19 protein-coding genes are annotated in these 21840 nt (G+C 74.0%); 11 read left to right on the forward strand and 8 right to left on the reverse strand.

From position 1 onward, the window contains the following. Positions 1-166: 166 nt before the first annotated feature. On the forward strand, positions 167-373 hold the full coding sequence (locus BLW57_RS05210; RefSeq protein WP_093472476.1) for a hypothetical protein: 207 nt from the start codon (positions 167-169) through the stop codon (positions 371-373). A gap of 63 nt (positions 374-436) precedes the next feature. Here the strand turns inward: BLW57_RS05210 and BLW57_RS05215 are convergent, their stop codons facing one another. Beyond that, positions 437-1585, reverse strand: coding sequence for a molybdopterin-dependent oxidoreductase (locus BLW57_RS05215; RefSeq protein WP_093472478.1), 1149 nt, complete (start codon positions 1583-1585; stop codon positions 437-439). 131 nt (positions 1586-1716) lie between these two features. Between BLW57_RS05215 and sthA the strand changes: the two genes are divergently transcribed. Next, entirely contained in the window at positions 1717-3123 is a 1407-nt protein-coding gene (gene sthA, locus BLW57_RS05220) for a Si-specific NAD(P)(+) transhydrogenase (RefSeq protein WP_093472480.1), read from the forward strand. A 102-nt stretch (positions 3124-3225) separates the two neighbouring features. Here the strand turns inward: sthA and BLW57_RS05225 are convergent, their stop codons facing one another. After that, positions 3226-3702: a DUF5709 domain-containing protein gene (locus BLW57_RS05225; RefSeq protein ID WP_093472481.1), complete on the reverse strand. Its 477-nt coding sequence runs from the start codon at positions 3700-3702 to the stop codon at positions 3226-3228. Between the two features lie 216 nt (positions 3703-3918). Here BLW57_RS05225 and BLW57_RS05230 point away from each other — a divergent pair, with 216 nt between their 5' ends. After that, positions 3919-4665, forward strand: coding sequence for a phosphatase PAP2 family protein (locus BLW57_RS05230; protein WP_093472483.1), 747 nt, complete (start codon positions 3919-3921; stop codon positions 4663-4665). A gap of 25 nt (positions 4666-4690) precedes the next feature. Here BLW57_RS05230 and BLW57_RS05235 read toward each other — a convergent pair whose 3' ends face one another. Next, positions 4691-6190 carry a DUF2142 domain-containing protein gene (locus BLW57_RS05235; protein ID WP_093472484.1) on the reverse strand — a complete coding sequence of 500 codons (1500 nt, stop codon included), beginning with the start codon at positions 6188-6190 and terminating at the stop codon, positions 4691-4693. Positions 6191-6301: 111 nt separating this feature from the next. Here BLW57_RS05235 and BLW57_RS05240 point away from each other — a divergent pair, with 111 nt between their 5' ends. Next, positions 6302-6685 (forward strand): BlaI/MecI/CopY family transcriptional regulator, encoded by a 384-nt coding sequence (locus BLW57_RS05240; RefSeq protein ID WP_093472486.1) that lies wholly within the window; start codon positions 6302-6304, stop codon positions 6683-6685. Positions 6686-6771: 86 nt separating this feature from the next. Here the strand turns inward: BLW57_RS05240 and BLW57_RS05245 are convergent, their stop codons facing one another. Both BLW57_RS05245 and BLW57_RS05250 read right to left on the reverse strand, forming a co-directional pair. Continuing rightward, entirely contained in the window at positions 6772-9114 is a 2343-nt protein-coding gene (locus BLW57_RS05245; protein WP_093472487.1) for a glycoside hydrolase family 65 protein, read from the reverse strand. Beyond that, positions 9111-9851, reverse strand: coding sequence for a beta-phosphoglucomutase family hydrolase (locus BLW57_RS05250; protein ID WP_093472489.1), 741 nt, complete (start codon positions 9849-9851; stop codon positions 9111-9113). The genes BLW57_RS05245 and BLW57_RS05250 overlap by 4 nt, the downstream gene beginning before the upstream one ends. An 85-nt stretch (positions 9852-9936) precedes the next feature. Between BLW57_RS05250 and BLW57_RS05255 the strand changes: the two genes are divergently transcribed. The 5 genes from BLW57_RS05255 to BLW57_RS05275 all read left to right on the forward strand — a co-directional run bounded on the left by BLW57_RS05255 (position 9937) and on the right by BLW57_RS05275 (position 17688). Then, positions 9937-10626: a nucleoside/nucleotide kinase family protein gene (locus BLW57_RS05255; RefSeq protein WP_093472490.1), complete on the forward strand. Its 690-nt coding sequence runs from the start codon at positions 9937-9939 to the stop codon at positions 10624-10626. A gap of 292 nt (positions 10627-10918) precedes the next feature. After that, positions 10919-12718 carry a phospholipid carrier-dependent glycosyltransferase gene (locus BLW57_RS05260; protein ID WP_176985469.1) on the forward strand — a complete coding sequence of 600 codons (1800 nt, stop codon included), beginning with the start codon at positions 10919-10921 and terminating at the stop codon, positions 12716-12718. 78 nt (positions 12719-12796) lie between these two features. Next, positions 12797-13717, forward strand: coding sequence for a MurR/RpiR family transcriptional regulator (locus BLW57_RS05265; protein WP_176985470.1), 921 nt, complete (start codon positions 12797-12799; stop codon positions 13715-13717). A gap of 494 nt (positions 13718-14211) precedes the next feature. After that, positions 14212-14586, forward strand: a complete 375-nt coding sequence (locus BLW57_RS05270; RefSeq protein ID WP_073890863.1) for a hypothetical protein — start codon at positions 14212-14214, stop codon at positions 14584-14586. A gap of 669 nt (positions 14587-15255) precedes the next feature. Beyond that, complete coding sequence (locus BLW57_RS05275; protein WP_176985471.1) at positions 15256-17688, forward strand: SpoIIE family protein phosphatase; 2433 nt, start codon at positions 15256-15258, stop codon at positions 17686-17688. Between the two features lie 253 nt (positions 17689-17941). Here BLW57_RS05275 and BLW57_RS05280 read toward each other — a convergent pair whose 3' ends face one another. From BLW57_RS05280 to BLW57_RS05290, 3 genes are all read right to left on the reverse strand, one after another. Further along, positions 17942-18457: a flavin reductase family protein gene (locus tag BLW57_RS05280; RefSeq protein ID WP_093472493.1), complete on the reverse strand. Its 516-nt coding sequence runs from the start codon at positions 18455-18457 to the stop codon at positions 17942-17944. Between the two features lie 80 nt (positions 18458-18537). Beyond that, positions 18538-19260 carry a peptidoglycan-binding protein gene (locus BLW57_RS05285; protein ID WP_093472495.1) on the reverse strand — a complete coding sequence of 241 codons (723 nt, stop codon included), beginning with the start codon at positions 19258-19260 and terminating at the stop codon, positions 18538-18540. A 134-nt stretch (positions 19261-19394) separates the two neighbouring features. Continuing rightward, entirely contained in the window at positions 19395-20237 is an 843-nt protein-coding gene (locus BLW57_RS05290; protein ID WP_093472496.1) for an ATP-grasp domain-containing protein, read from the reverse strand. Between the two features lie 217 nt (positions 20238-20454). Between BLW57_RS05290 and BLW57_RS05295 the strand changes: the two genes are divergently transcribed. Both BLW57_RS05295 and BLW57_RS05300 read left to right on the forward strand, forming a co-directional pair. Next, a complete protein-coding gene (locus BLW57_RS05295; RefSeq protein WP_093472498.1) occupies positions 20455-21201 on the forward strand; it encodes a TetR family transcriptional regulator in 747 nt (248 codons plus the stop codon). A 159-nt stretch (positions 21202-21360) separates the two neighbouring features. Continuing rightward, complete coding sequence (locus tag BLW57_RS05300) at positions 21361-21777, forward strand: Zn-ribbon domain-containing OB-fold protein (RefSeq protein ID WP_093472500.1); 417 nt, start codon at positions 21361-21363, stop codon at positions 21775-21777. The last annotated feature ends 63 nt before the right edge of the window (positions 21778-21840 follow it).

The following is a 21840-nucleotide window of genomic DNA, read 5'->3' on the forward strand; positions in this document are numbered from 1 at the left end:
TCCAGCTTAGGAGCGAGTGCATCCGTGTGGCGTGGGCAGGCGTTCCGCACCCGCCCCCGGAGTGCTTCCGGATGCAGGGTACGCCCGGGCGGGGAATGGTGAGAGTGTGCCCCATTTCGCAAGGCACCGGCACGGATGCGGTCATCCGGACCGAGGAGGAGGCATCATGTCGACATCCACACCCGAAGGATCCCGGTCGTCCGACGACCACTGCACCCCGGACGCCCTGCTCCACTCCGCTCCCTCGAGGGACATCTCCCCGGAGGACCTGGTGATGGCGGCGGGCAGGGACGTCACCCCGAAGACCCTCGACTGGGCGCGTCGCAAGCTGGAGGCGGAGGGCCACGCAGCGATCGAGAAGCTGCTGCCCTAGGGCCGTCCGGGGAACGGCAGAGCAACGGGGAGACCGGCCGGGCGAGGCAGCGCCCGGCCGGCGTCATGACCGCGGACGGGCGCCGTCGGCGACGGTGTCGGCGCACACCACGCGCACCCACCGCACCGCGTTGTTGGCGAAGCCGCCGCGGTTCCACCGCTGGCCGAGGGGCTGGACGCGGCCGTCGGTGTCGACGGCGCGCGCGGCGAGGTCGCGGTCGCCGGGGGTGGCGAGCCAGGTGGTCCGCCAGGACCGCCATGCCCAGCGGTTCCGGGGGGTGGCCGGTTCGAGGTCGGCGGGCCCCCAGCTCACACCGCCGTCGGCGCTGACCTCCACCGCGGCGACGGGAGCCTGTCCGGACCAGGCCCGGCCCTCCAGCGTCACCGGCCCCGGCCGCACCGTGCGGGCCCGGGACATGAAGTCGGGGAAGCCGGGCGGCACCAGCAGGGCACGCGGCGCGATCCGGGTGACCGGTTCGCCGGGCTCGTCGGCGGTCTGCCGCAGCCGGTAGGCCACCGTCTGCTGGAAGCCGTCGAACGGTGTGCCGCTCACGGTGACCGAGCGCAGCCATTTGACGTGAGCCATGCCGTACCAGCCGGGCACGATCAGCCGCAGCGGGCGGCCGTGCTGCGGGGGCAGCGGAGCGCCGTTCATGGTGGTGGCCACCAGTACCTCGGGGTCGCCCCCGGTCGCGACGGCGAGCGGCAGCGCGCGCCGGTAGTCCTGTTCGACACCGCGTTCCACGCCGTGGTCGGCGCCGGTGAAGACGACGTCCACGGCGTCCGGCTCGACGCCGGCCTCCGCGAGCAGCAGCCACAGCGGCACCCCGGTCCAGTCGGCGGTGCCGACGGCCTCGACCAGCCAGGGCTGGCTGACCGGGCGGGGGGTGAGCAGGGCCCGTCCGTTGCCCGCGCACTCCAGGGTGACCCGTGTGGTGACCTGCGGGAACGACAGCAGGTCGGCGAGGCTCAGGTCGAGCGGACGGCGCACCCGCCCGTCGACGGTCAGCCGCCAGGCCCCGGCCTGCGGCACGTAGGGGATGTCATAGTGCGTGAGGACGTAGTGCAGGCCGGGCGGGGTGATGTCGTAGCGCATCGCCTCCAGCGGTAGTCCGTGATTGCGGGTGGCGAGCGCGAGTTCGTCGGCGCCGATGCCCTCTTCGGGCCCGGCCAGCCGGGCGGGGGCGCTCACGTCGGCGGTTCGTGGGCCCATGGGCTCATTGTGCGCCCGGCGCGCGGTCCCGGCGAGGAGAGCGGGAGCCGGCGGCAACTCGGGGGCGCGCGGGGATTTCGGCGGCGGCCGTTCCCTTCCGCGGACGGGCGGACGGCTGGCACACTCCCGGGATGCCCGACTTCGCATTCGACATGCTCGTCATCGGATCCGGACCCGGTGGCCAGAAGGCCGCCATCGCCGCGGCCAAGCTGGGCCGCCGGGTCGCCGTCGTCGACCGCGCCGACATGCTCGGCGGGGTCTCCCTGCACACCGGCACCATTCCCTCGAAGACCCTGCGCGAGGCGGTGCTGTACCTGACCGGTCTCACCCAGCGTGATCTGTACGGGCAGAGCTACCGGCTCAAGGAGGACATCACCGTCGCCGACCTGACCGCACGCACCCGGCACGTGGTCGGACGCGAGGTGGACGTCGTCCGCAGCCAGCTGGCCCGCAACCACGTAACCCTCTACTCCGGCACGGCCCGCTTCACCGACCCGCACACGGTCGCCCTGTCCGAGGCGTCGGGCCGGGAGCGGCTGATCGGTGCCGAGCACGTGGTCATCGCCACCGGCACCCGGCCGGCCCGCCCGGCCAGCGTCGAGTTCGACGGGCGGACCATCATGGACTCGGACAACGTGCTCTCCGTGGAGCGGGTGCCGCGTTCCATGGTGATCGTCGGCGCGGGCGTGATCGGCATGGAGTACGCGTCGATGTTCGCCGCGCTGGGCAGCAGGGTGACCGTCGTGGAGAAGCGGCCCGGCATGCTGGATCTGTGCGACGTCGAGATCGTGGAGTCGCTGAAGTACCACCTGCGGGACCTGGCCGTCACCTTCCGGTTCGGGGAGACCGTGGCCGCCGTGGAGCGCCACCAGCGGGGCACGCTCACCGTGCTGGAGAGCGGCAAGAAGATCCCCGCGGACACGGTGATGTACTCGGCGGGCCGGCAGGGGCTCACCGACGACCTGGACCTGGAGCGGGCGGGGCTCGCGGCGGACCCGCGCGGGCGGATCGCGGTCGACGAGAACTACCGCACCGAGGTGCCGCACATCTACGCCGTCGGGGACGTCATCGGCTTCCCGGCGCTGGCGGCGACCTCCATGGAGCAGGGCCGGGCCGCCGCCTACCACGCCTGCGGGGAGCCGGCGGGGCGCATGCACCGGCTCCAGCCGATCGGCATCTACACGATCCCGGAGATCAGCTTCGTGGGCCGCACCGAGGACCAGCTCACCGAGGACCGGGTGCCGTTCGAGGCCGGCGTCGCCCGGTACCGGGAACTGGCCCGGGGGCAGATCATCGGCGACTCCCACGGCATGCTGAAACTGCTGGTCTCCCCCGAGGACCGCACCCTGCTCGGGGTGCACTGCTTCGGCTCGGGCGCCACGGAACTGATCCACATCGGCCAGTCCGTGATGGGCTGCGGAGGCACGGTGGACTATCTGGTGGACGCGGTCTTCAACTACCCGACGCTGGCGGAGTCGTACAAGGTGGCGGCGCTGGACGCGACGAACCGGTTGCGCCAGATCGAGCGGCTGGACTAGGGGTCTCGGTCGGATTCGCCCCCGAGTCGTCCGCGACGCCGGGGGCGGATCCGAGAAGCCGACGGGAGGCCCGGAGCGGGGCCGCTCCCGTCGGCCCGGGGGTCAGGGTTCCTCCTCCACCACGTGGACCGCCGCCTCCTCCGCGCCCGCCGCTCCCCCGTCGATGCCGACGTCGGCGGCGACCGCCTCCTTGACGGTGTCCGGGTGGGCGCCCTCGTCCGGGGCCACCAGACGGCCCGCGCGGGACGCGCCCGCCTCGGGGTCGACCGGCTCGCCCTCGCCGCCGGGCAGGTCGCCGACCTCGTCGCCGGCCGGCACGTCCACGTCCGGGACCTCCTGGCCGAGCCGTTCGTCCAGGGTCTCGCCCTCGTGCTGCTCGGCGGCGGTGGTGCCGTGCTTGGTGACGCCCAGCGGCCGTTCGGGCGGGGAGTAGCCCTCGTCGAGGATGTCGTCGTACGAGCGCTCGCCGACCGCGTCCTGGAGGTCCAGGGGTCCGGCGTCCTCCTGTTCCTCGTTGGTACCGGTGGGCTGGTAGGCGTCGTCCGCCATCGGGGTCTGCTCCGACTGCTGGTCGCTCATCGTCGCCTCCTTCTCGGCTCGCGGGCGGTCCCGGTCCGCGTTTCCCGCAGCGGGGTCATTAACCCCGCGAGCCCGGGAACGGATCAGTCGGCGGACCGCCCGGCCGGCCCGCCGCCCCCGGTCCACTCCTGACAAGGGAAAGCCTCGGGCTTCGACTACAGTGCAGTAGTCGGTCTACACATGTGTAGTCAAGTTCGAAGGGCCGCTGCGAGCGTCATGAATCGGAAGAAGGTCGCGGAGGCGGCGGGTACCGGAGCCCTGGGCGCCTGGCTCGCGTTCGGCGTGCTCGCGGGGGTGGTGGTGTCGCGCCACCACGGCGCCCCGCTCCCTCTCGACCAGGGGCTGCTGACCTGGTCCGTCGGGCACCGCCCGCCCATGGCGGTGGCGGTCGCCCGCGGTCTGACCGTCACCGGCACGGGGGTCGTCCCGTACGTGCTGGCGGTGGTCGCCGGGCTGATCGCGGGCCGCGGCGCCCGGCAGCGACTGGTGGCCGTGCTGCTCGCCGTGGGCTGCCTGAGCATGGGCCAGAGCCTGCGGTACGCGGTGATGAACCTGGTCGCCAGGGCCCGGCCGCCGCAGTACGAGTGGCAGACCCACGCGTCGGGCTGGTCGTTCCCGTCCGGGCACACCACGACGGCCGCGCTGACGGCCGGACTGCTGATCACCGCCCTGTACCTGCGCTCCCCGCACGGGCGGACCGCCGTGCGCCTGGCGGTCGGATGCTGGGGGGCGGCCGTCGGACTGACCCGTGTCTTCCTGGGCGTGCACTGGTTCACCGACGTCGTCGGCGGCTGGCTGTTCGCCCTCGGCTGGCTCGGGGTCCTGCTGTGGGCGGCCGCCCGTCTGCTGCCCCCGCGGTTCGTGCCCGGCGATCAGGAACCGGCCCCGGACCCGGGCGGCGCCCCCTCGGGCGGACGGGGGCCGCGCGACTCCCGGCACGAAGGACGGTCGCGCCCCGCCTGACCCGGCGCACCGGGCCGCGGTGCCCTCATCGGTCCGCGGCGGCTCCGGCCCCCGGTACGGCGAAGTACAACCGCACCGCGCCCGCGGGCGCCGACGGCCAGTCGCGGGCGTAGCGGGGTGCCCGGGTGCCCCCGGCCACGAGTACGGCCACCGGGACACGCCGGGCGGTGCGGACGATGCCGGCCGTGGTGGCGTTGGCGTTGTGCCCCTTCGTCGCGGCCGAGGAGCAGCCGGCGTAGAAGGCGACCGGGATGGCCTCGTGGCCGGTGAGCAGGCACGGCGGCCGCACACCTAGGCCGTGCAGGGCGGACGCGGTACGGGACCATGCGCCGTGGGAGGCGGTCGTGCGGTCCACCGCGTCCCGCAGCACGGCCAGCTGTACCGCCAGGTGGGCGGCGAGGCCCAGGCAGAGCAGGGTCACGGCCAAGGGGCGCCAGGTCCGGCGCGGGCCGCTCACCGGGCGGCAGAGCACGTCGGCGACCGGGACCGCCAGCAGGGCGTAGGCCGGGAGCAGGAAGCGGGGTGCCGCGTAGCCGATCAGGAACAGGTACGGGAAGGCGGCGGCCGCCGCGCAGACGAGCGGCACGGCCGTGGCCGCCGTACGCCGGGCGCGGACCGCGACGGCCAGCGCGAGCACGGCGAGCACCGGCAGCGTGAACCACCACACGGCGACGACCGGGTTCGGCAGCTCCCCGGTGCAGGGCCGGCACAGGGCCCGCCCGCCCATGCTGCGCAACTGGTCCACGACGGCGAAGTGCCAGCCGAGGCCGCCCTGGATCGCCGAGCCGTCGGAGAGCCGGCGGCCCAGGCCGCCGTAGCGCGCGTACGCCTCGACGACCCATTCCGCGGCGCCGGCCGCGAGCCCCGCGAGCAGCACCCACAGCGTCCGCCGTCGGCGGCGCGGCAGGCCGAGGGCGAGGAGCGGCAGGACGGCCCAGACGGCGTCCACGGGCCGCATCAGCGCCATGAACGCCGCGCACGCCGCCAGACCCCACAGGGCGGGGCGGTCGGTACGGTCGGCCCGGGCGCGCAGGAAGCAGGCGACGGCGGCCAGGGCGCCCACGGCGACCCAGTAGTTGGGCATGGCCTGCGGGCCGTAGAACAGCGTCACCCACAGGGAGGCGAACAGGGTGCCCCCGACGGCGAGCACGCGGACCGGGAACAGGCCGAGCCAGGTCCGCAGGGCCAGGAACAGCCCCAGTCCGGAGAGGACCGCGAGGTAGACGCGGAGCAGGGCCGTCGAGGACGACCAGGAGGTGACGGGTGCGACCAGCACGGAGACGCCCCGGGCGCGGGGTGCGCTGAAGAAGGCGGCCGGCGTGTGCGCGCTGACCTGGCTGACGTACACCGTCTCGTCCCAGCCGAGGCCCATGCCGGGCCGGACCAGGAGCAGTTGGGCCAGGGTGAAGGCCGCGGCGACGGCCGCGAGCGGTGCGAGGGCCCGCGGGTCCCGGGCGCGCCCGGAGAGGCGTCGTGGGCGCTCGCGGCGCAGTCCGGCGAGTGGGGCGTACGCGCTGCCGGCCATCGTCACCTTTCCGCCGTGGGCGCAGACAGCGACAAACTAACGTAATCCGGAAGCACTCGCCGACCGGGAGGGGCCTCCGACCGGCGGCCCTACGCGCTGTAAGGTTGGCGTATGGCTGGCACAGGGTCCCGCGGCAGAGCGGAGCGGCGCAGCGCCGGTGAGCTGGAGAGCGAGGTCCTGGCCACCCTCTGGGCCACCGAGCGGCCGCTGACCCCGGCGGAGATCCAGACCGGCATCGGCGGCGGACTCGCGTACAACACGATCCACACCATCCTCAAACGTCTGTACGACAAGGGGCTGGTGCTGCGGGACGCCGACGGACGGCGCGGCGCGTACCGGCCGGCCAAGAACGCGGCGGAGCTGACGGCCAAGGCGATGCACGACGCCCTGCACCGGGGCCCGGACCCGGTCGCCGCGCTCCAGCACTTCGTCACCGGGCTGAGCGCGCAGGACGCGCGGGCGCTGCGCGAACTCCTGGCCGGACACGGCGAATGAGGCCGGTGCCGTAGGAGCACGGGCCGTCCGGGGGTGCGGGCGGCGGGCGCGCCGCCGCCCGCCCCCTCGCACCACCGCGCCGGGGCTCAGCGGCCGTTCGGCGCGCGGTGCGGCGGCTGCTGGGGGGTGGGCCGGGAGACGGCTCGCGGCACGGTCCGCACGGCCGGCTCGTCGGCACTCACCGTGAGCGGTTCGCCGTGGTGGTACAGGGTGAGCGGCGGACCGTCCAGGAGCTGGTACGTCGCCTTGTCGGCACCGATCTCCACACGCAGCCGGCGGCCGCGGAACTGCACGTTGAACGCGAGCCGGCTGAGCCGCTCGGGCAGGCGGGGCGCGAAGCGCAGCCGGTCGCCGTCCCGCCGCATGCCGCCGAACCCGGCCACGAGCGCCATCCAGGTACCGGCCAGTGAGGCGATGTGCAGCCCGTCCCGGGTGTTGTGCTCCAGGTCGTGCAGGTCCATCAGCGCGGCCTCGGTGGTGTACTTCCAGGCCAGCCCGAGGTGACCGGCCTGCGCGGCGATGACGGCCTGGCAGCAGGCGGACAGGGAGGAGTCCCGGACCGTCAGCGGCTCGTAGTAGGCGAAGTTCCGGGCGATCTGCTCGTCGTCGAACAGGTCTCCGCAGGTGTACATGGCGAACACCAGGTCGGCCTGCTTGACGACCTGCTTGCGGTACAGGTCGAAGTACGGGAAGTTCAGCAGCAGCGGGTACTGGTCGGGCCGCGTGCCGTCGAAGTCCCAGCGCTGGTACCGGGTGAAGCCCGCGTGCTGTTCGTGGACGCCGAGCTCGTCGTTGTAGGGCACGTGCATGGCCGCGGCGGCGTCCCGCCAGGCCGCGCTCTCCTCCTCGCCCACGCCGAGCCGTTCCGCCTCGTGGGGGTGGCGCTCGACGGCGTCGGCCGCCGTGAGCAGGTTCCGCCGGGCCATGAGGTTGGTGTAGGTGTTGTCGTCGGCGACCGCGCTGTACTCGTCCGGGCCGGTGACGCCGTCGAGGTGGAAGACGCCGTGGCTGTCGTGGTGGCCCAGCGACCGCCACAGCCGGGCCGTCTCCACCAGCAGCTCCACGCCGACCTCCCGTTCGAAGGCGGTGTCGCCGGTCGCCTCCACGTACCGGACGACCGCGTCGGCGATGTCGGCGTTCACATGGAAGGCCGCGGTGCCGGCCGGCCAGTACGCCGAGCCCTCCGAGCCGGCGATGGTGCGCCACGGGAAGGCGGCCCCGACGTGGCCGAGCTGGGCGGCGCGTTCGCGGGCCTCGTCCAGGGTGTTGTGCCGCCAGCGCAGCGCCTCGGCGACCGCCGCGGGCGCGGTGTGGGTGAGCAGGGGCAGCACGAACATCTCGGTGTCCCAGAACGCGTGTCCGTCGTAGCCGGACCCGGTCAGTCCCTTCGCCGGGATCGCGCGCTGCTCGGCGCGGGCCCCGGCCTGCAGCACGTGGAACAGCGCGAACCGGACCGCCTGCTGGATCTCCTCGTCGCCCTCGACCTCGACGTCGGCGCGGGCCCAGAAGTCGTCCAGGCAGCCCCGCTGGTCCGCCAGCAGCCCCTGCCAGCCGTCGTGCGCGGCGGCCGCGAGCGCCGCGTCGACCTGGTCCGCCATCGCGGGCAGCGAGCGGGTCGCGGACCAGCCGTGCGCGACCAGCTTCTCCAGCCTGAGCGTCTGCCCCGGCTCCAGGACCGAGGTGACGGTCAGCCGGGCCACGTCGATGCCGCTCTCGCTGCGGGTCGTGGTGCGCTCCGGGCCGCTGACGGCGTGGTCCGCGGCGACGGCCACGCGGAGGCCGCTGCGCCGGGTGCGGTGCACCAGCCGCAGCCGGTTGCCCGAGGCGAAGCCGTCCTCCTGCTCCAACGGCGACTTCAGCGCGATCGCCGCGCGCGGGTCGCCGTTGGGCTCCGGCAGGCTCTCGTTGGTGACCAGTTCCGACTGGATCACCACCCGGCTGCGGCTGCCGACGGCCTCCACCTCGTAGGCGACGGCGGCCACCGCCCGCTGGGTGAGCGACACCAGCCGGGTCGAGCGGACCCGGGCCGTCGAGCCGGCCGGGGAGGTCCACTCGCAGGTCCGCTCCAGCACCCCGCGGCGCAGGTCCAGCACGCGCTCGTGGGACACGAGCCGCCCGTAGCGCAGGTCGAACGGCTCGTCGTCCACCAGCAGCCTGACGACCTTGCCGTTGGTGACGTTGATGACCGTCTGGCCGGACTCCGGGTAGCCGTAGCCGGCCTCCGCGTACGGCAGCGGATGCACCTCGTGCACACCGTTGAGGTAGCTGCCGGGCAGGCCGTGCGGCTCCCCCTCGTCGAGGTTGCCGCGCCAGCCGACGTGGCCGTTGGACAGGGCGAACACCGACTCGCTCTGGGCGAGGACGTCCAGGTCGAGGGCGGTCTCCCGGACGGTCCACGGCTCCACGGCGTACGACCGCTCGGTGATCACTGCTTGCCTCCCAGCTCGGCCAGGTCCTTCACGACGATGCTGGCGCCGTGCGCGTAGAGGGCGTCGGTCTGCCCCACGCGGTCCAGTCCGACGACGTACCCGAATCCTCCCGCGCGGCCCGCGTCCATGCCGGCCAGCGCGTCCTCGAAGACGGCCGCCCGGGACGCCTCGACGCCGAGGTCGCGGGCGGCGGCGAGGAAGGTGTCGGGGTGCGGTTTGCCCGGCAGGTTCCGCTCGGCGGCCACCACGCCGTCGACGCGGACGTCGAAGAAGTGCTCGGCGCCGACCGCGCGCAGCACGTCCCGGCAGTTGGCGCTGGAGGAGACGATCGCCGTGCGCAGTCCCGCGGCGCGTACCGCCTCCAGATAGCGCAGGGTGCCCTCGTAGGCCTCCACGCCGCCGGTGCGGATCTTCTCCAGGAGCAGGTCGTTCTTGCGGTTGCCGAGACCGTGGACGGTGCGGGCGTCGGGCGGGTCGCCGGGGGTGCCCTCGGGCAGACGGATGCCGCGCGAGTCGAGGAAGGCGCGGACACCGTCGGCGCGGGGGCGTCCGTCGACGTACTCGTCGTAGTCGGCGACCGCGTCGAACGGCCGCCCTTGTTCGCCGTCGAAGTCGCGCAGGAACGCGTCGAACGTCTCCTTCCAGGCGGCCGCGTGCACCACCGCCGTCTTGGTGACGACCCCGTCGAGATCGAAGAGGCAGGCCTGGATGTCGCCGGGCAGACCGAGCTGAGTCATACCCTGGACTGTTCCCCGCCACGAGCCGTCCAGTGGGTGGCACACGCCACATGTTCGCCGGATCGCGGATGACACACTGTGCGGTGTGCCGCTGACCTTCGACGCCCTCCTGGCCCGCGCCCGCGGCCTGACCGCCGACGGCCGGCGTGCCGTCCTCGGCATCACGGGCGGCCCGGGATCGGGCAAGACGACGCTCGCCGAGCACCTGGTGCGTGCCCTCAACGCCCAGGGCCCGGCCCGCGCGGCGCACGTCCCGATGGACGGCTTCCACCTGGCCGACGCCGAGCTGGACCGGCTGGGCCTCAGGGACCGCAAGGGCGCGCCGGACACCTTCGACGCGGCCGGGTACGCGGCGCTGCTGCGCAGGCTGCGGGAGGACACCGACGAGGTGGTGTACGCGCCCGGCTTCGAGCGGGTGCTGGAGCAGCCGATCGCCGGCGCGGTCCCGGTGCCGCCGGCCGCCAGGCTGGTGGTCACGGAGGGCAACTACCTTCTGCTGGAGCAGGGTTCGTGGGCGCGAGTGCGGCCGTGCCTGGACGAGGTGTGGTACTGCGAGATCGCCGAGGACGAGCGGATCCGCCGACTGGTCGCCCGCCACGAGGAGTTCGGCAAGGACCCGGAGGCCGCGCTGGCCTGGGTGCTGGGCACCGACCAGCGCAACGCCGACCTGACGGCGACCACTCGGCACCGGGCGGACCTGCTGGTGACGGCCGACGCGCTGCCGGCGCCGCGCGCCGTGCGGGACCTCCGGACCGCGGGTCCGGGGCAGGCCTGAACGGCCCTCCCGTCGGCGGCGGGCACACAACGGGCCCACGGGGGGCGCGAGTCGGTGACCCGGTGTCCGGTGCCGACGGCGGACCGGTGGTCCCCATCCGCCGCGGTGTCCTCGCCCGCAGGTGAACCGCGACCGGCCGCGGGCCGTATCCGTGGGCACGGCAGAGGGTCTGCCGGGTACGACGCGTGCGGCGGGGACGGCCGCGACGCCGGAAGCGATGCGACGGTGGGGCCGTGTACCGGCCGTCGAGCGCTCCCGCCGGCGCACGGCCGGTGCCACCGCGGGGCGGATCATGGCACACGAAGAGCACGCGGTCCTCACCCGTGGGACCGCCGTGGCGGGGCCCGCACGGCCGGCACCGGCGGACCCGTCCGCCCGGCCGCGCCGCCACCGGCGGTGGCTGCCGCCGCTGCTGGTGGCGCTGCTGCTGACCCAGATGGCCGCCGCGATGGTGACCACCGCCGTGCGGCAGACGCCCACGATCGACGAACCGGTGTACGTGGCGACGGCCACCGACTACCTCCGTGAGCACCGCCTGCGCTACAACCCCGAGCACCCGCCGCTCGGCAAGCTGCTGATCGCGGCCGGCGTGGCGGTGGCCGACCCGGTCTACGACCCGTCGTACACCGGCACCCAGGGCGACGTCGGGCGGCATCTGCTGTACGAGTCGGGCAACGATCCCTGGCGGCTGATGCTCTGGGCGCGGCTGCCGGTGATCGCGCTGACCCTGCTGTTCGGGCTGGTGGTTCTCGCGTTCGCACGTGAGCTGACGGGGACGGCGGGCGGGCTGGTGGCGCTCGCCCTGTACGCCTTGTCCCCCGACGTGATCGCGCACGGCTCCCTGGCCACGTTGGACGTGCCGGCGGCGGGGTTCGTGCTGACGTCGACCTGGCTGACGTGGCGGGCCCGGCGGCGGCCGCTGGTGCACCTGCCGCTCGCGGGAGCCGCGCTGGGGGCGGCCGTGGCGACCAAGATGAGCGCACTGCCGGCGGTACCGGTGCTGATGGCGCTGGCAGCGGTGTCGGTCCTGGCCGCGGGGCGGCGGGAGGCGTCACCGCCGGGGCCCGGGGACCAGGGCGCGGGACGCCGGCGGGCGGCGGTGCCACGGACCCTCGGCCGGTGGCGGGCGCTGCTGCCGGGACCCGGGGGCGCCGGAGACCCTCGGCGGGCGGTGGTGCCCGCGCTCGTCGGCGCGGCCCTGATGGGCCTGGCCGCGCTCGCCGTCGTCTGGGTCTCCTACCTGGCCGTCGACCCCCGTCTGCGGTTCGCGCCCGCCGAAGCGGTACCGGCGCTGCACGGGCTGCGCGGGCGGGTCGTGGACCTGCTGCCCGTGCCTCCCGCGTACCGGGCGGGCATGCGGGTGCAGTTCGGCCTGGAGAAGTACCCGTGGCAGGGCTATCTGTTCGGGCACCTGTACACCGGCTCGCTCTGGTACTACCTGCCGGCCGCCCTGCTGGTGAAGACGCCGCTCGGGCTCCAGGCGCTGGGGGCGGCCGGCGCGGTCACGGCGGTGGCGCTGCGGCGCCTGCGGCCCGCGGCGCCGTACCTGCTGCTGCCCCCGCTGGTGCTGCTGGCGGTGGCGATGACGGGCGCGCGGGACTTCGGCACCCGCTACGCGCTGTTCGTGCCGGTGTTCCTCGCGGTGGCCGCGGCCTGCGTGCTGCGGTCGCGACGGCGGTGGGCCGGGCTCGCGGCCGGCGCGCTGGTGCTGTTCGCGGCGGTGAGCTCCCTGCGGACGTTCCCGTACTACCTGCCGTACGCCAACGAGGCGTTCGGCGGACCCGGGCGCACCCATCGTCTGCTGCACGACTCCAACGTGGACTGGGGGCAGGATCTGGGCAGGCTCGCGGACCGGCTGCGGCAGCGGTACCCGGGCGAGCGGGTCTGGCTGGTGTACAAGGGCAGCGGTGTGCCCTCCTACTACGGCATCCGCGCCGACGATCCGCGCAAGGTGCCCGGGGAGCGGGTGCACGGGCTGCTGGTGGTGTCGGACTCGGCGGCGGCCAAGGCACGCGGCCGGCTCGCCGAACTGATCGACAGCAGTCGGCCGATCGACGAGGTGGGCCATTCGATCACCCTGTACCGGCGGTGAGCCCGGCACCTTCAACCCCTGGTCACGACGGTCGGTGAGCTATGTTGAGTGCTCGTGGCAGACAAAGGAGACCGACCGGTGCCCTCGCCGCAGCAGGCACGCGCACAGGCGTCAGCGATCACGTCGGGCAGGACCGTCCCGGAGGGGGAGTCCGCCGCCCCGACGTCCCGGCTCAGGGAGCTGTTCGACGGCCCGCGTCTGTCGCCGGGGCAGCGGCGCATCGCCCAGTACCTGATCGAGCACATCACCGAGGCCGCCTTCCTGTCGATCACCGAGCTCGCGGACCGGGTCGGCGTGAGCCAGCCGTCCGTCACCCGCTTCGCCGCCGCCGTCGGTTTCAGCGGCTACCCGGCCCTGCGGGAGACGCTCCAGTCGATCGCGCTGCGCACGCTGGCCGGCGGTCCGGACGACGAGAACCGGGCCAACGAGCTGCAGGCGGCGGTCGACGCCGAGATCGCGAATCTGGAGAACCTGCGGCGCGACTTCGCCGACCCCGACCGGGTCATCCACGTCGGCCGCGAACTGTCCCGGTCCACCCCGCTGACCGTGCTGGGCCTGCGCATCTCGGAGTCGCTCGCCGAGTACTTCGGCTACGCGGCCCGCCGTATCCACCCCGATGTGCGGGTGGTGACCCGGGGCGGCAGCGTGGCCTACGACGCGCTGCTCCAGGCCCGTGAGGCCGGCGGCACCTGGGTGCTGGCCTTCGCCATGCCCCGGCACTCCCAGGAGACGCTGCACGCGGTCCGGGTGGCACGCGGTGCCGGTCTGAAGGTCGCCCTGGTGACCGACCTGGCGCTCGGGCCGCTGGTGGACGAGGCCGACATCGCCTTCGCCACGGGCACCGGTTCCCGGCTCGTCTTCGACTCCTACGCCGCGCCGGGCGTACTGGCCGCGGCGCTGCTGCAGGCCATGACCGACGCCGATCCGGAGCGCACCCAGGGCCGTCTGGAGAAGTACGAGCAGCTCTCCGACCAGCACCAGTTCTTCCTGAAGGACTGATCCCGGGCTGATCCGGCCGGGTTTCGACCTTCCTCCAGGTCTGGACCTGCCCGGTCGATCCTCTCGTACGCACCGGTAACTCGTGAAGATCTTGCGGCTTCGCGGTCAGAGACGGGGATCATTCACCCCATATCGCGCATGAATGTTTTCATACGTCTTGCAAAGCGGTCGGCATATATAAATACTGCTCACGGATCGCGCCCGGCCCACTCCTGGCACGGTCCCACCTGCGGACCCACCGCTCGCACAACGCCCCGAGAAAGCCGACGGACCGCCCATGCGCCTGCAGCCCCGCACGCCGCACCGGCTCCCGACGCCCGGGGCACTCATACGGACACCCCCAGCCGCCGTTCCCTACCCACGTCGGCGCGAGGGGTGTACCGGGGCGCATCGTCTGCGCGATGCGCCCGTGGCGGCCCCGGCCATCCCCTAGGCCGGGGCCGCCCCGAACCCGTCGGACACCCTCACGACGCCGCACACCGGAAGCGAAGACCATGCCCCTGACCAGCACGCGCATCAGCCCCGACTGGCCCTGCCAGGTCAAGACGCCGGGCAGCTACGACTGGGAGCGCTCGGCCGCCAAGTGGCTGCGCGAGCTGATCCCCGCGCGCTACGCGAGCTATCCGGCGCTCATCCGGCACCCCGTGCTGCTCGCCCGGCACGCGCAGATCCAGGTCCAGCAGGAGATCCGGGTGGCCCGCACCGCACTGCAGACCGCCCGTGCCGAACTGCCGGTGCTCGGGCTGCCGGAGTCGGTCATCGAGCACACGATCAAGATGTACGCGGCCGAGGTCATGCAGCTCCAGCACATCGCCCGCAGCGTCCGCGCCGTCGCCGACGCCCTGGGCGCCCGCGGCCTGACCCGCTGACCTGACCGACTGACCGCCGCCACCGGCCCAGCTGTCCGCCACCGACTCCGGCCCTGTCGGCAGACGGCTCCCGACGCCGCCGCCCGGACAGGTCGGACGTGTTCCACCGGCGGGCCCGCCTCCGGGCCGTACGCCATTCACGAACGGTCGCACCCGAGCCGGCCGCTTACGCCTTTCGGGGTCCCCCCCCGGTCCCGCCGGACGAAGGCAGTCGGACGGCGGTCCCGCGCCCGCCGCCCCGGCCCGGCCCAACCGCACCGGGCGTCCCCGAGGCTCCGGTCCGCCGGATTCCGCCCACTCGTCCCCGGGCCCCGGACCCGGCCCGCCCCCACCCGTTCCGCTTGATCCGCCGCGTACGCGTCCCCCCCCGCCGTCCCGCCGGACGAAGGCAGTCGGACGGCGGTCCCGCGCCCGCCGCCCCGGCCCGGCCCAACCGCACCGGGCGTCCCCGAGGCTCCGGTCCGCCGGATTCCGCCCACTCGTCCCCGGGCCCCGGATCCGGCCCGCCCCCACCCCTTCCGCTTGACCGCCGCGTCCCGGTGCGGACCGCTCGCACCTGCCCCCACCTGCTCCGGCCGGTGGTGTGTCCCCCCTCCGTGCGGCCCGGTCCGGGTGCGTGGAAAGCTCACGCGAGGACGAGTCGGCAGACGAGTGATCCAGCGCGTCCGGATGTGCGATGCTCAACGCGTGACGAGCGAGCCCGAGCCCCCGGTGGACCCCGGCACCGGCGCCGATCTGACGGCGCTGGCCAAGGTCGTGGCCCGGCAGCGCGCCGAGATGGAACGGCTGCGCGACCTCGCCGCGACCGCAGCCGTCCTGGAACGCGCCAAGGGTGTCCTGATGGCCGTCATCGGATGCGGTCCGAGCGCCGCCCACGAGGAACTGCTGCAACGGGCCAAGGACGGCAACCGCACCCTCCTCGAACAGTGCTGGCTCACCCTGGGCGAGCTGCTGCCCGCCGAGGAGCGTGACCCCGGCGCCGCACCGGCCTCGCCCACGGGACCGCCCCGCCCCGCCGGCACCTGGGAGACGGCGCCCGCGGGCACCGCGGACATGGCCGACCTCCTGGGACACATCGGCCGGGAGCTGGTCCGCGTGGGCTCGCCGCGCGAGCTGGCCGACTGCCTGCTGGAACAGTTGGCGTCCGAGGTGCGCGCCGACGCCGTACTGCTCTACGCGCGGCTGCCCGAGGGCGGACTCGAACTGATCGGGCACGCGGGCATCGACGGCACCCTCGCCGCCCAGTGGCGGCACGTGCCCCCGCTGACCGGGGTCATCGCGTTCGAAGCCCTGCAGTCGGGCGAGCCGTGCTGGCTGGAGGACTTCCCCACGGACCGCACCCGCCATCTGCTGATCGGGGACCCGCCGGAGCGGTGGCCCACCCGGGCCTGGCTGCCGGTGCCGGCCGGGGACACCGCCAGCGTCGCGCTGGGCGTGCTGCGCCGGTGCCCCGGGCCGTTCGAGTCCCACGAGCGGGAGCTGCTGCGGGCCGTCGCCCGGCTGTGCGCGGGCCGGCTGCGGGCCTTCGACGCCTCGCAGGAACACGCCGAGGAGAACGGCATCGCCCACACCGTCCAGGAGGTCTTCGACGCGCTTCCGGGCGCCGCCATCCTGCTCGCTCCGCTGCGCGCCGCCTCCGGCAAGGTCGAGGACTACCGCATCGAAGCGGCGACGGCGGAAGCCGTCGACGTGTTCGGCCGCGCGGGCCGGGACATGGTCGGCAAGCACATCCTGGAGAGCTACCCCTCCGTCGCGGGCGAGCCCCTGTGGCACGGCTATCTCCAGGCCCTCGAGACCGGAGTGCCCTTCGAGGGCGAACCCTTCGCCTACCAGGACGAGTCCGACGGGATGCCCGTGACCGCCACCTACTCGGTGCGCGCGGCCCGGCTGGGCGACGGGCTGCTGGTGACCTGGCTGCGGCACGACCCCGGGGACCGGCAGGAACAGCGTCTCCTGGACGTGCAGCGGCTCGGCAATCTCGGCTGGGCGAACTGGAACCTGGTCACCGAGGAGATCATTTGGTCGGCACAGGCGTACACAGTGCTCGGCCTGGGGCCGGCGCGGGGGCCGCTCCGCCTGGAGCGGCTGCCCGACCTGGCACTGCCGGAGGACGCCGGGCTGCTGGCCCACGCCGTCGACCGGCTCGTCCGCCACGCCAAGCAGTTCGACGTGCCGTTCCGCATGGAGACCCCCGAGGGCGTACGGCACCTGCGGATGGTCGCGGAGGCCGTCACGGATCCGGACGGCACCCCGGTCGAGGTGCACGGCTTCATCCAGGACCTGACCGCGCAGCGCAGCGCGGAACTCGCGCTGGTGGAGAGCGAGCGCGCGATGCTGCTGCAACGCGGCGTCCTGCAGGCCGAGCGCGCCCTGGCCGCGAAGATGCAGCACGCCCTGCTGCCGCTACCGAGCAAACCGGTGCGGCTGGCGGGCCTGCGCGTGGAGGTCGCGTACGTACCCGCGCAGGCGGGCATCCATGTCGGCGGCGACTGGTTCAGCGCCATCGAACTGCCCGACTGCGACGCGCTGTTCGTCGTCGGTGACGTGGCCGGTCACGGCATAGACGCCGTCGCCACGATGGCCCAGCTGCGATTCACCGCGAAGGGCATGGTCAGCACCGGTTCCTCGCTCACGGGGGCGCTGACGCGGCTCAACCAACTGCTGCTGCACTCCCGGGACAGCCGGACCACGGCCACCATGGTCCTGGCCCGCTACCACCGCGAGGAGCAGGTGCTGGCCTGGGCGCAGGCCGGGCACCCCCCGCCGCTGCTGGTGCGCGGCGGCGAGGTGCGCTACCTCGCCCGCCCCGACGGGATGCTGCTCGGCGCGAGCGGAAGCCCGGTCTACGAATCGGCGGAACTCCGTCTCGAACCCGGCGACCGGCTGCTGCTGTACACCGACGGCCTGATCGAGCGGACCGGTGAGGGTCTGGACGCGGGCTTCGACCGGCTGGCCGAGGCGGTACGCGCCCACGGCCGCGGCGAGTCCGGTTCGCTGGACGCGCTGCTCGCCACGATGCTCGCCGAGGGACGACGGGACGACGTGTGCGTGGTCGACATCCGGATGCCGCGGGAGGACGACGTCCCGGGCGCGCAGGACTAGCGTGGGGGAAGCGCAGGGGCCGGGTCAGTCGTCGTCACGGTGCCGCCAGTACCAGCAGACGCCGGCGACCAGGGCCAGCAGGAACACGGCGGGCACGAAGAGACCCGGGATGCGGGAGCCGGTCATCGGTGACGCCTTCGGTTCATGGTGCGGCTGAGCACGCGACCGGTGGCCGCGGGCTGCCCATTGTGCGGGGCCGCCACCAGGCCGTCCAGGCGATCCTCCGGAGCACTCCCCGGTGTTCGAAGCCTTTTCAGTCCACCGGGTGACCGGCGTCGATGCCGGAGACGTGGGAGAGCTTCAGGAGCGGACCGTCCCGGCCCCCGCCCCAGCGCACCGGGTCCAGGACGAAACCGACGTGGTCGCCGCCGTCCGTGCGGTGGAGGATCGTGCCGACGAACCAGGCCGCCGCGTCCGTGAGGACGGCGGCGCCGCCGGGCCCCTCCCACCAGTCCAGGCGCGCGAACTTGTCGATCTCGTCGCCCGTCTCGCCGCCGAGGAGTTCGGCGAGGTCGCGCTGGTCACGGGTGAGCAGATGCACCGCGAGGTGATGGGCGGCCCGGGCCACGTGGTAGGTGTGGTTGACCTTGGAGAGCCACACGGCGAACCGCGGCGGGTCGATGGAGCACTGCGAGGCGAAGCCGACGAGACACCCGGCCCGCTCACCGTCGGCGGCGGCCGTGACCACACACATGTCGGGGTTCAGCCGCGCGAGGAATCCGTCGAGCGCGGAACCGCCGGGTTCCGTGCTGCCGTGCCTGTCCGTCATGCCGCTCCGCTCCCGTCGGTCGCGCGGGTGCCGCCCGGGTGCCGCCCGCCCCGGTCACCCGCTGTTCCCGGCGCGGCCTTTCACCCATCGTCGCCGGGGTCGGTGCGCGATTCCAGTGCGCGGCGCGTGTCGTCGCCGTAGACACCGGTCTCGTCGCCGCTGATGCCGTACCAGAGCTGGAAGCGGGCCACGGCCTCGGTGAGAGTGGTGTCGTAGACGCCGCTGGTGGAGCCGCCGCGGTAGACGTCCGGGACGTGCAGAAGGCGTTCTTGCAGGTCGGTGACCTCGGGGCCGGTGTCGCCGCCGCGGAGTGTGCCGGGGCCGTCCGGGTCGCCGGCGGCGGTGGGGTCGGCCGGCCCGGTGGGGGCCGGTGTGGTGACGGGCGACGCGGTGGCGGACGGTGGGGTCGGCCGGTGCGGGGAGGGCCGTGCGGTCGCGGCGGCCTCCTGTCGGCCGGTCAGCAGGAGGGCGGAGCCGAACCCGGCGAGTGCGGCCGCCGCCACGGCGAGGGCCACGGCGGTCCGGCGGGTGCCGCGGCCCGCGCGGCGGGGCGCGGAAGCGGCCGGGGGCCGCGTGCCGGGTAAGGGCGGCAGTTCCCGGGTCTCCTCCTCGGCGGTCTCCGGCGTGCGGGAGGAAGCGGAGGGTCGACCCGGGGGCGCGGGGCCCGGCTCGTGGGCGGCCGGGTCCGGATACATCTCGCGCATCAGCTCGGCGAGGGCGTCGAAGCGGCGGGGCCTCACGACCCGGATGGGTTCCAGTACCGGTCCTGGGCGCGGCGGTTCGGGGTCGGGCGGTGTCGGCACCTGGCTCTCCTTCCGTCCCGTGCGAACGGGAGTCCGGGGTCTCCGTGCTGAGATACGGCCCGTACCGCCGCCCCGTTCAGGCCCACCCCCGCGCCCCGCGGTACCGATCCGGTGAACGCGGCGTACGCCTGCCGTCAGGCCGGGCTGAGGGCTCCCTGCACGAACCGGCTCAGGGATGCCGTGAACGCCGCGACGAAGGCTTCCCTGGCCTCCTGCGGCAGCGCCTCCAGGGAGAGGTAGGGGTTCAGGTCCTCCAGCTCGACCAGGAGCAGTCCCCCGTCGGGCGCGCGGCAGGCGTCGACCCGCTGGATGCCGGACCCGAGGTCGTTCCAGTCGACGAATCGCCGGGCGAACTCCAGGTCGGCGGCGGTCGCGACGTACGGCTCCAGCTCCCAGCGGCGCTCGGGGTCGGGGGCGTACAGGGCGTACTGGAAGTCGTCGTCGACGAAGTAGAAGGAGACCTCGTAGGCGAAGTCGACGCAGGGCTGGATCAGGACGTCACCGGTCGCGAGGGGGGCGACCTGCCCGGCGGGGACGATCCGCATGCCCAGGGAGTCCGCGCCGAGGCGGGGCTTCACCACGTAGGCCTCGGCGGCGGGCAGCAGGTGCAGGTCCTCGGCGCGGCCGACGGTCGGGATGACGGGGAACCCGGCGGCGCTCAGATCGAGCAGGTACTGCTTGCCCGCCATGTCCGCCTTGCCGGTGAGCGGGTTGTACACGAGGGCGCCGGTGGCGAGCGCCCGCGCGCGGAAGGCCTCGTACTCGCTCTGGTAGCCGAGGACCGGCCCGCTGTTGCGGACCACCACGGCGTCGAAGCCGTCCATCAGGGCGGCGGCGTCCCGGGGATGGCACAGGGCGAGGTCGAAGCGCTCACGCAGCCGGGCGGCGAGGTGGATGTCCTCGTCGCAGTAGCGGCGCCCGCGGGCCTGGTACGCCAGGTCCGTGACGTAGAGCAGGCGGGGGCGGGCGGCGGACATGCGGATCTCCTCCAGCGAGCGCGGGCGGCGTGGGTGGAGAAAGGTTACGTCGCAGGGTGCGGGCTGCCTCGACCGCCCCCGGAGGGGGTGGGCGCCCAGGACTCGGGCACGGCTGGACAGGTCTGTTGCATCTCCCGGAAAGCACTCGGTTCCCCCTTTCGGGCCGTTCCACTGCACTGAGTGTCACGAATGCCGTGCGGGTGCTACGTTCCCGGTCATGAGCTCCAGCAGCGCGGCGCCGACCGCGAAGCCGCCCATGCGGGACGCCCTCGTCGCGGCGGCCTTCCAGCTCTTCCTGGAACGCGGCTACGAGCAGACCACCGTGGACGACATCGTGTCCCTCGCCAGGGTCGGCAGGCGGTCGTTCTTCCGCTACTTCCCCTCGAAGGAGGACGTGGTCTTCCCCGACCATGAGCGCTGCCTGACGGACATGACCGCGTTCCTCGCGGAGGCCGACGGCGAGGAGCACGACCCGGTGGCGCGGGTGTGCGACGCGGCCCGGATGGTGCTGCGGATGTACGCGGAGAACCCGACCTTCTCCGTGCAGCGCTACCGCCTCACCAGACAGGTCCCGGGACTGCGCGCCTACGAGCTGTCGGTGGTGTGGCGGTACGAGCGCGCGCTCGCCGAGTACCTGCGCGCACGGTTCGCCGGGCAGACCGACGGAACGCTGCGGGCCGATGTGATCGCGGCCGCGGTGGTCGCCGCGCACAACAACGCCCTGCGCTCCTGGCTCCGGTCGGACGGCGAGGGCGACGCGGGGACGCTGGTGGACCACGCACTCGGGCATGTGCAGCGGGCGTTCGGCCACCCGGCGGACGCCCCCGTGCGCGCCCTGCCGGTCGGCCCCCTGCCGGACCACGGCGACGAGCGGCCCGAGGACGTGGTCGTGCTCGTCTCCCGCCGCAACGCCCCGGTCTGGCGCGTGGTGCAGGAATGGGAGGCGGCACTGGGCCGCGCCTGACGCGGGCCGCCGGCGAAAATCAGGGTACGCAGTGCCTTTACGAGTGACACTGAGTGCCATACTCTGTCGGCGTGCACGGTGGCACGGCTGCCGTGCACTCACACGCACGGCTCGCGCCGGGCGTGCGGGATTCCGGCCGAGCGCAGGGAGTTGACCAGCGTGTACCACCACTCAGCAAGCGCCTCGCATCCGGCGGCCGGTTCCGCGGCGGGTGTTCTCGATCCCGTCTCCGCGGACTCCAGGGACGCCATCCACTTCCAGCGCTGCACCTGGTGCGGCACCGCGATGTACCACCGGCTGCTGTGTCCGGTGTGCCAGGGCAGTGAGCTGCGCACGGAGCGCAGCGAGGGTGTCGGCACGGTCCGCCACTCCACGGTGGTGCACCGCAACACCCCGGCGGCGCGCAATGTGTCGCTGATCGAGATGGCCGAGGGGTTCGTCGTCCGGGGCCGGGTCATGGGCCCGCCGGTCGGCATCCACAGCGGCGACCGGGTCCGCATGTCCACCGCCAAGGACCCGGTGCGCGGGGAGCCGGTCTTCCAGTTGACGGACGAGCCGTACCGGGCGTGGACCTGACGGCCGTACGGGACCGCGGCGGACGCCGGACCGCCCCGCCCACTGTGGCCGAACTGCACCGTC

The sequence above is a fragment of the Streptomyces sp. 1222.5 genome (genome assembly GCF_900105245.1).
Taxonomy (GTDB): Bacteria; Actinomycetota; Actinomycetes; order Streptomycetales; family Streptomycetaceae; genus Streptomyces; species Streptomyces albidocamelliae.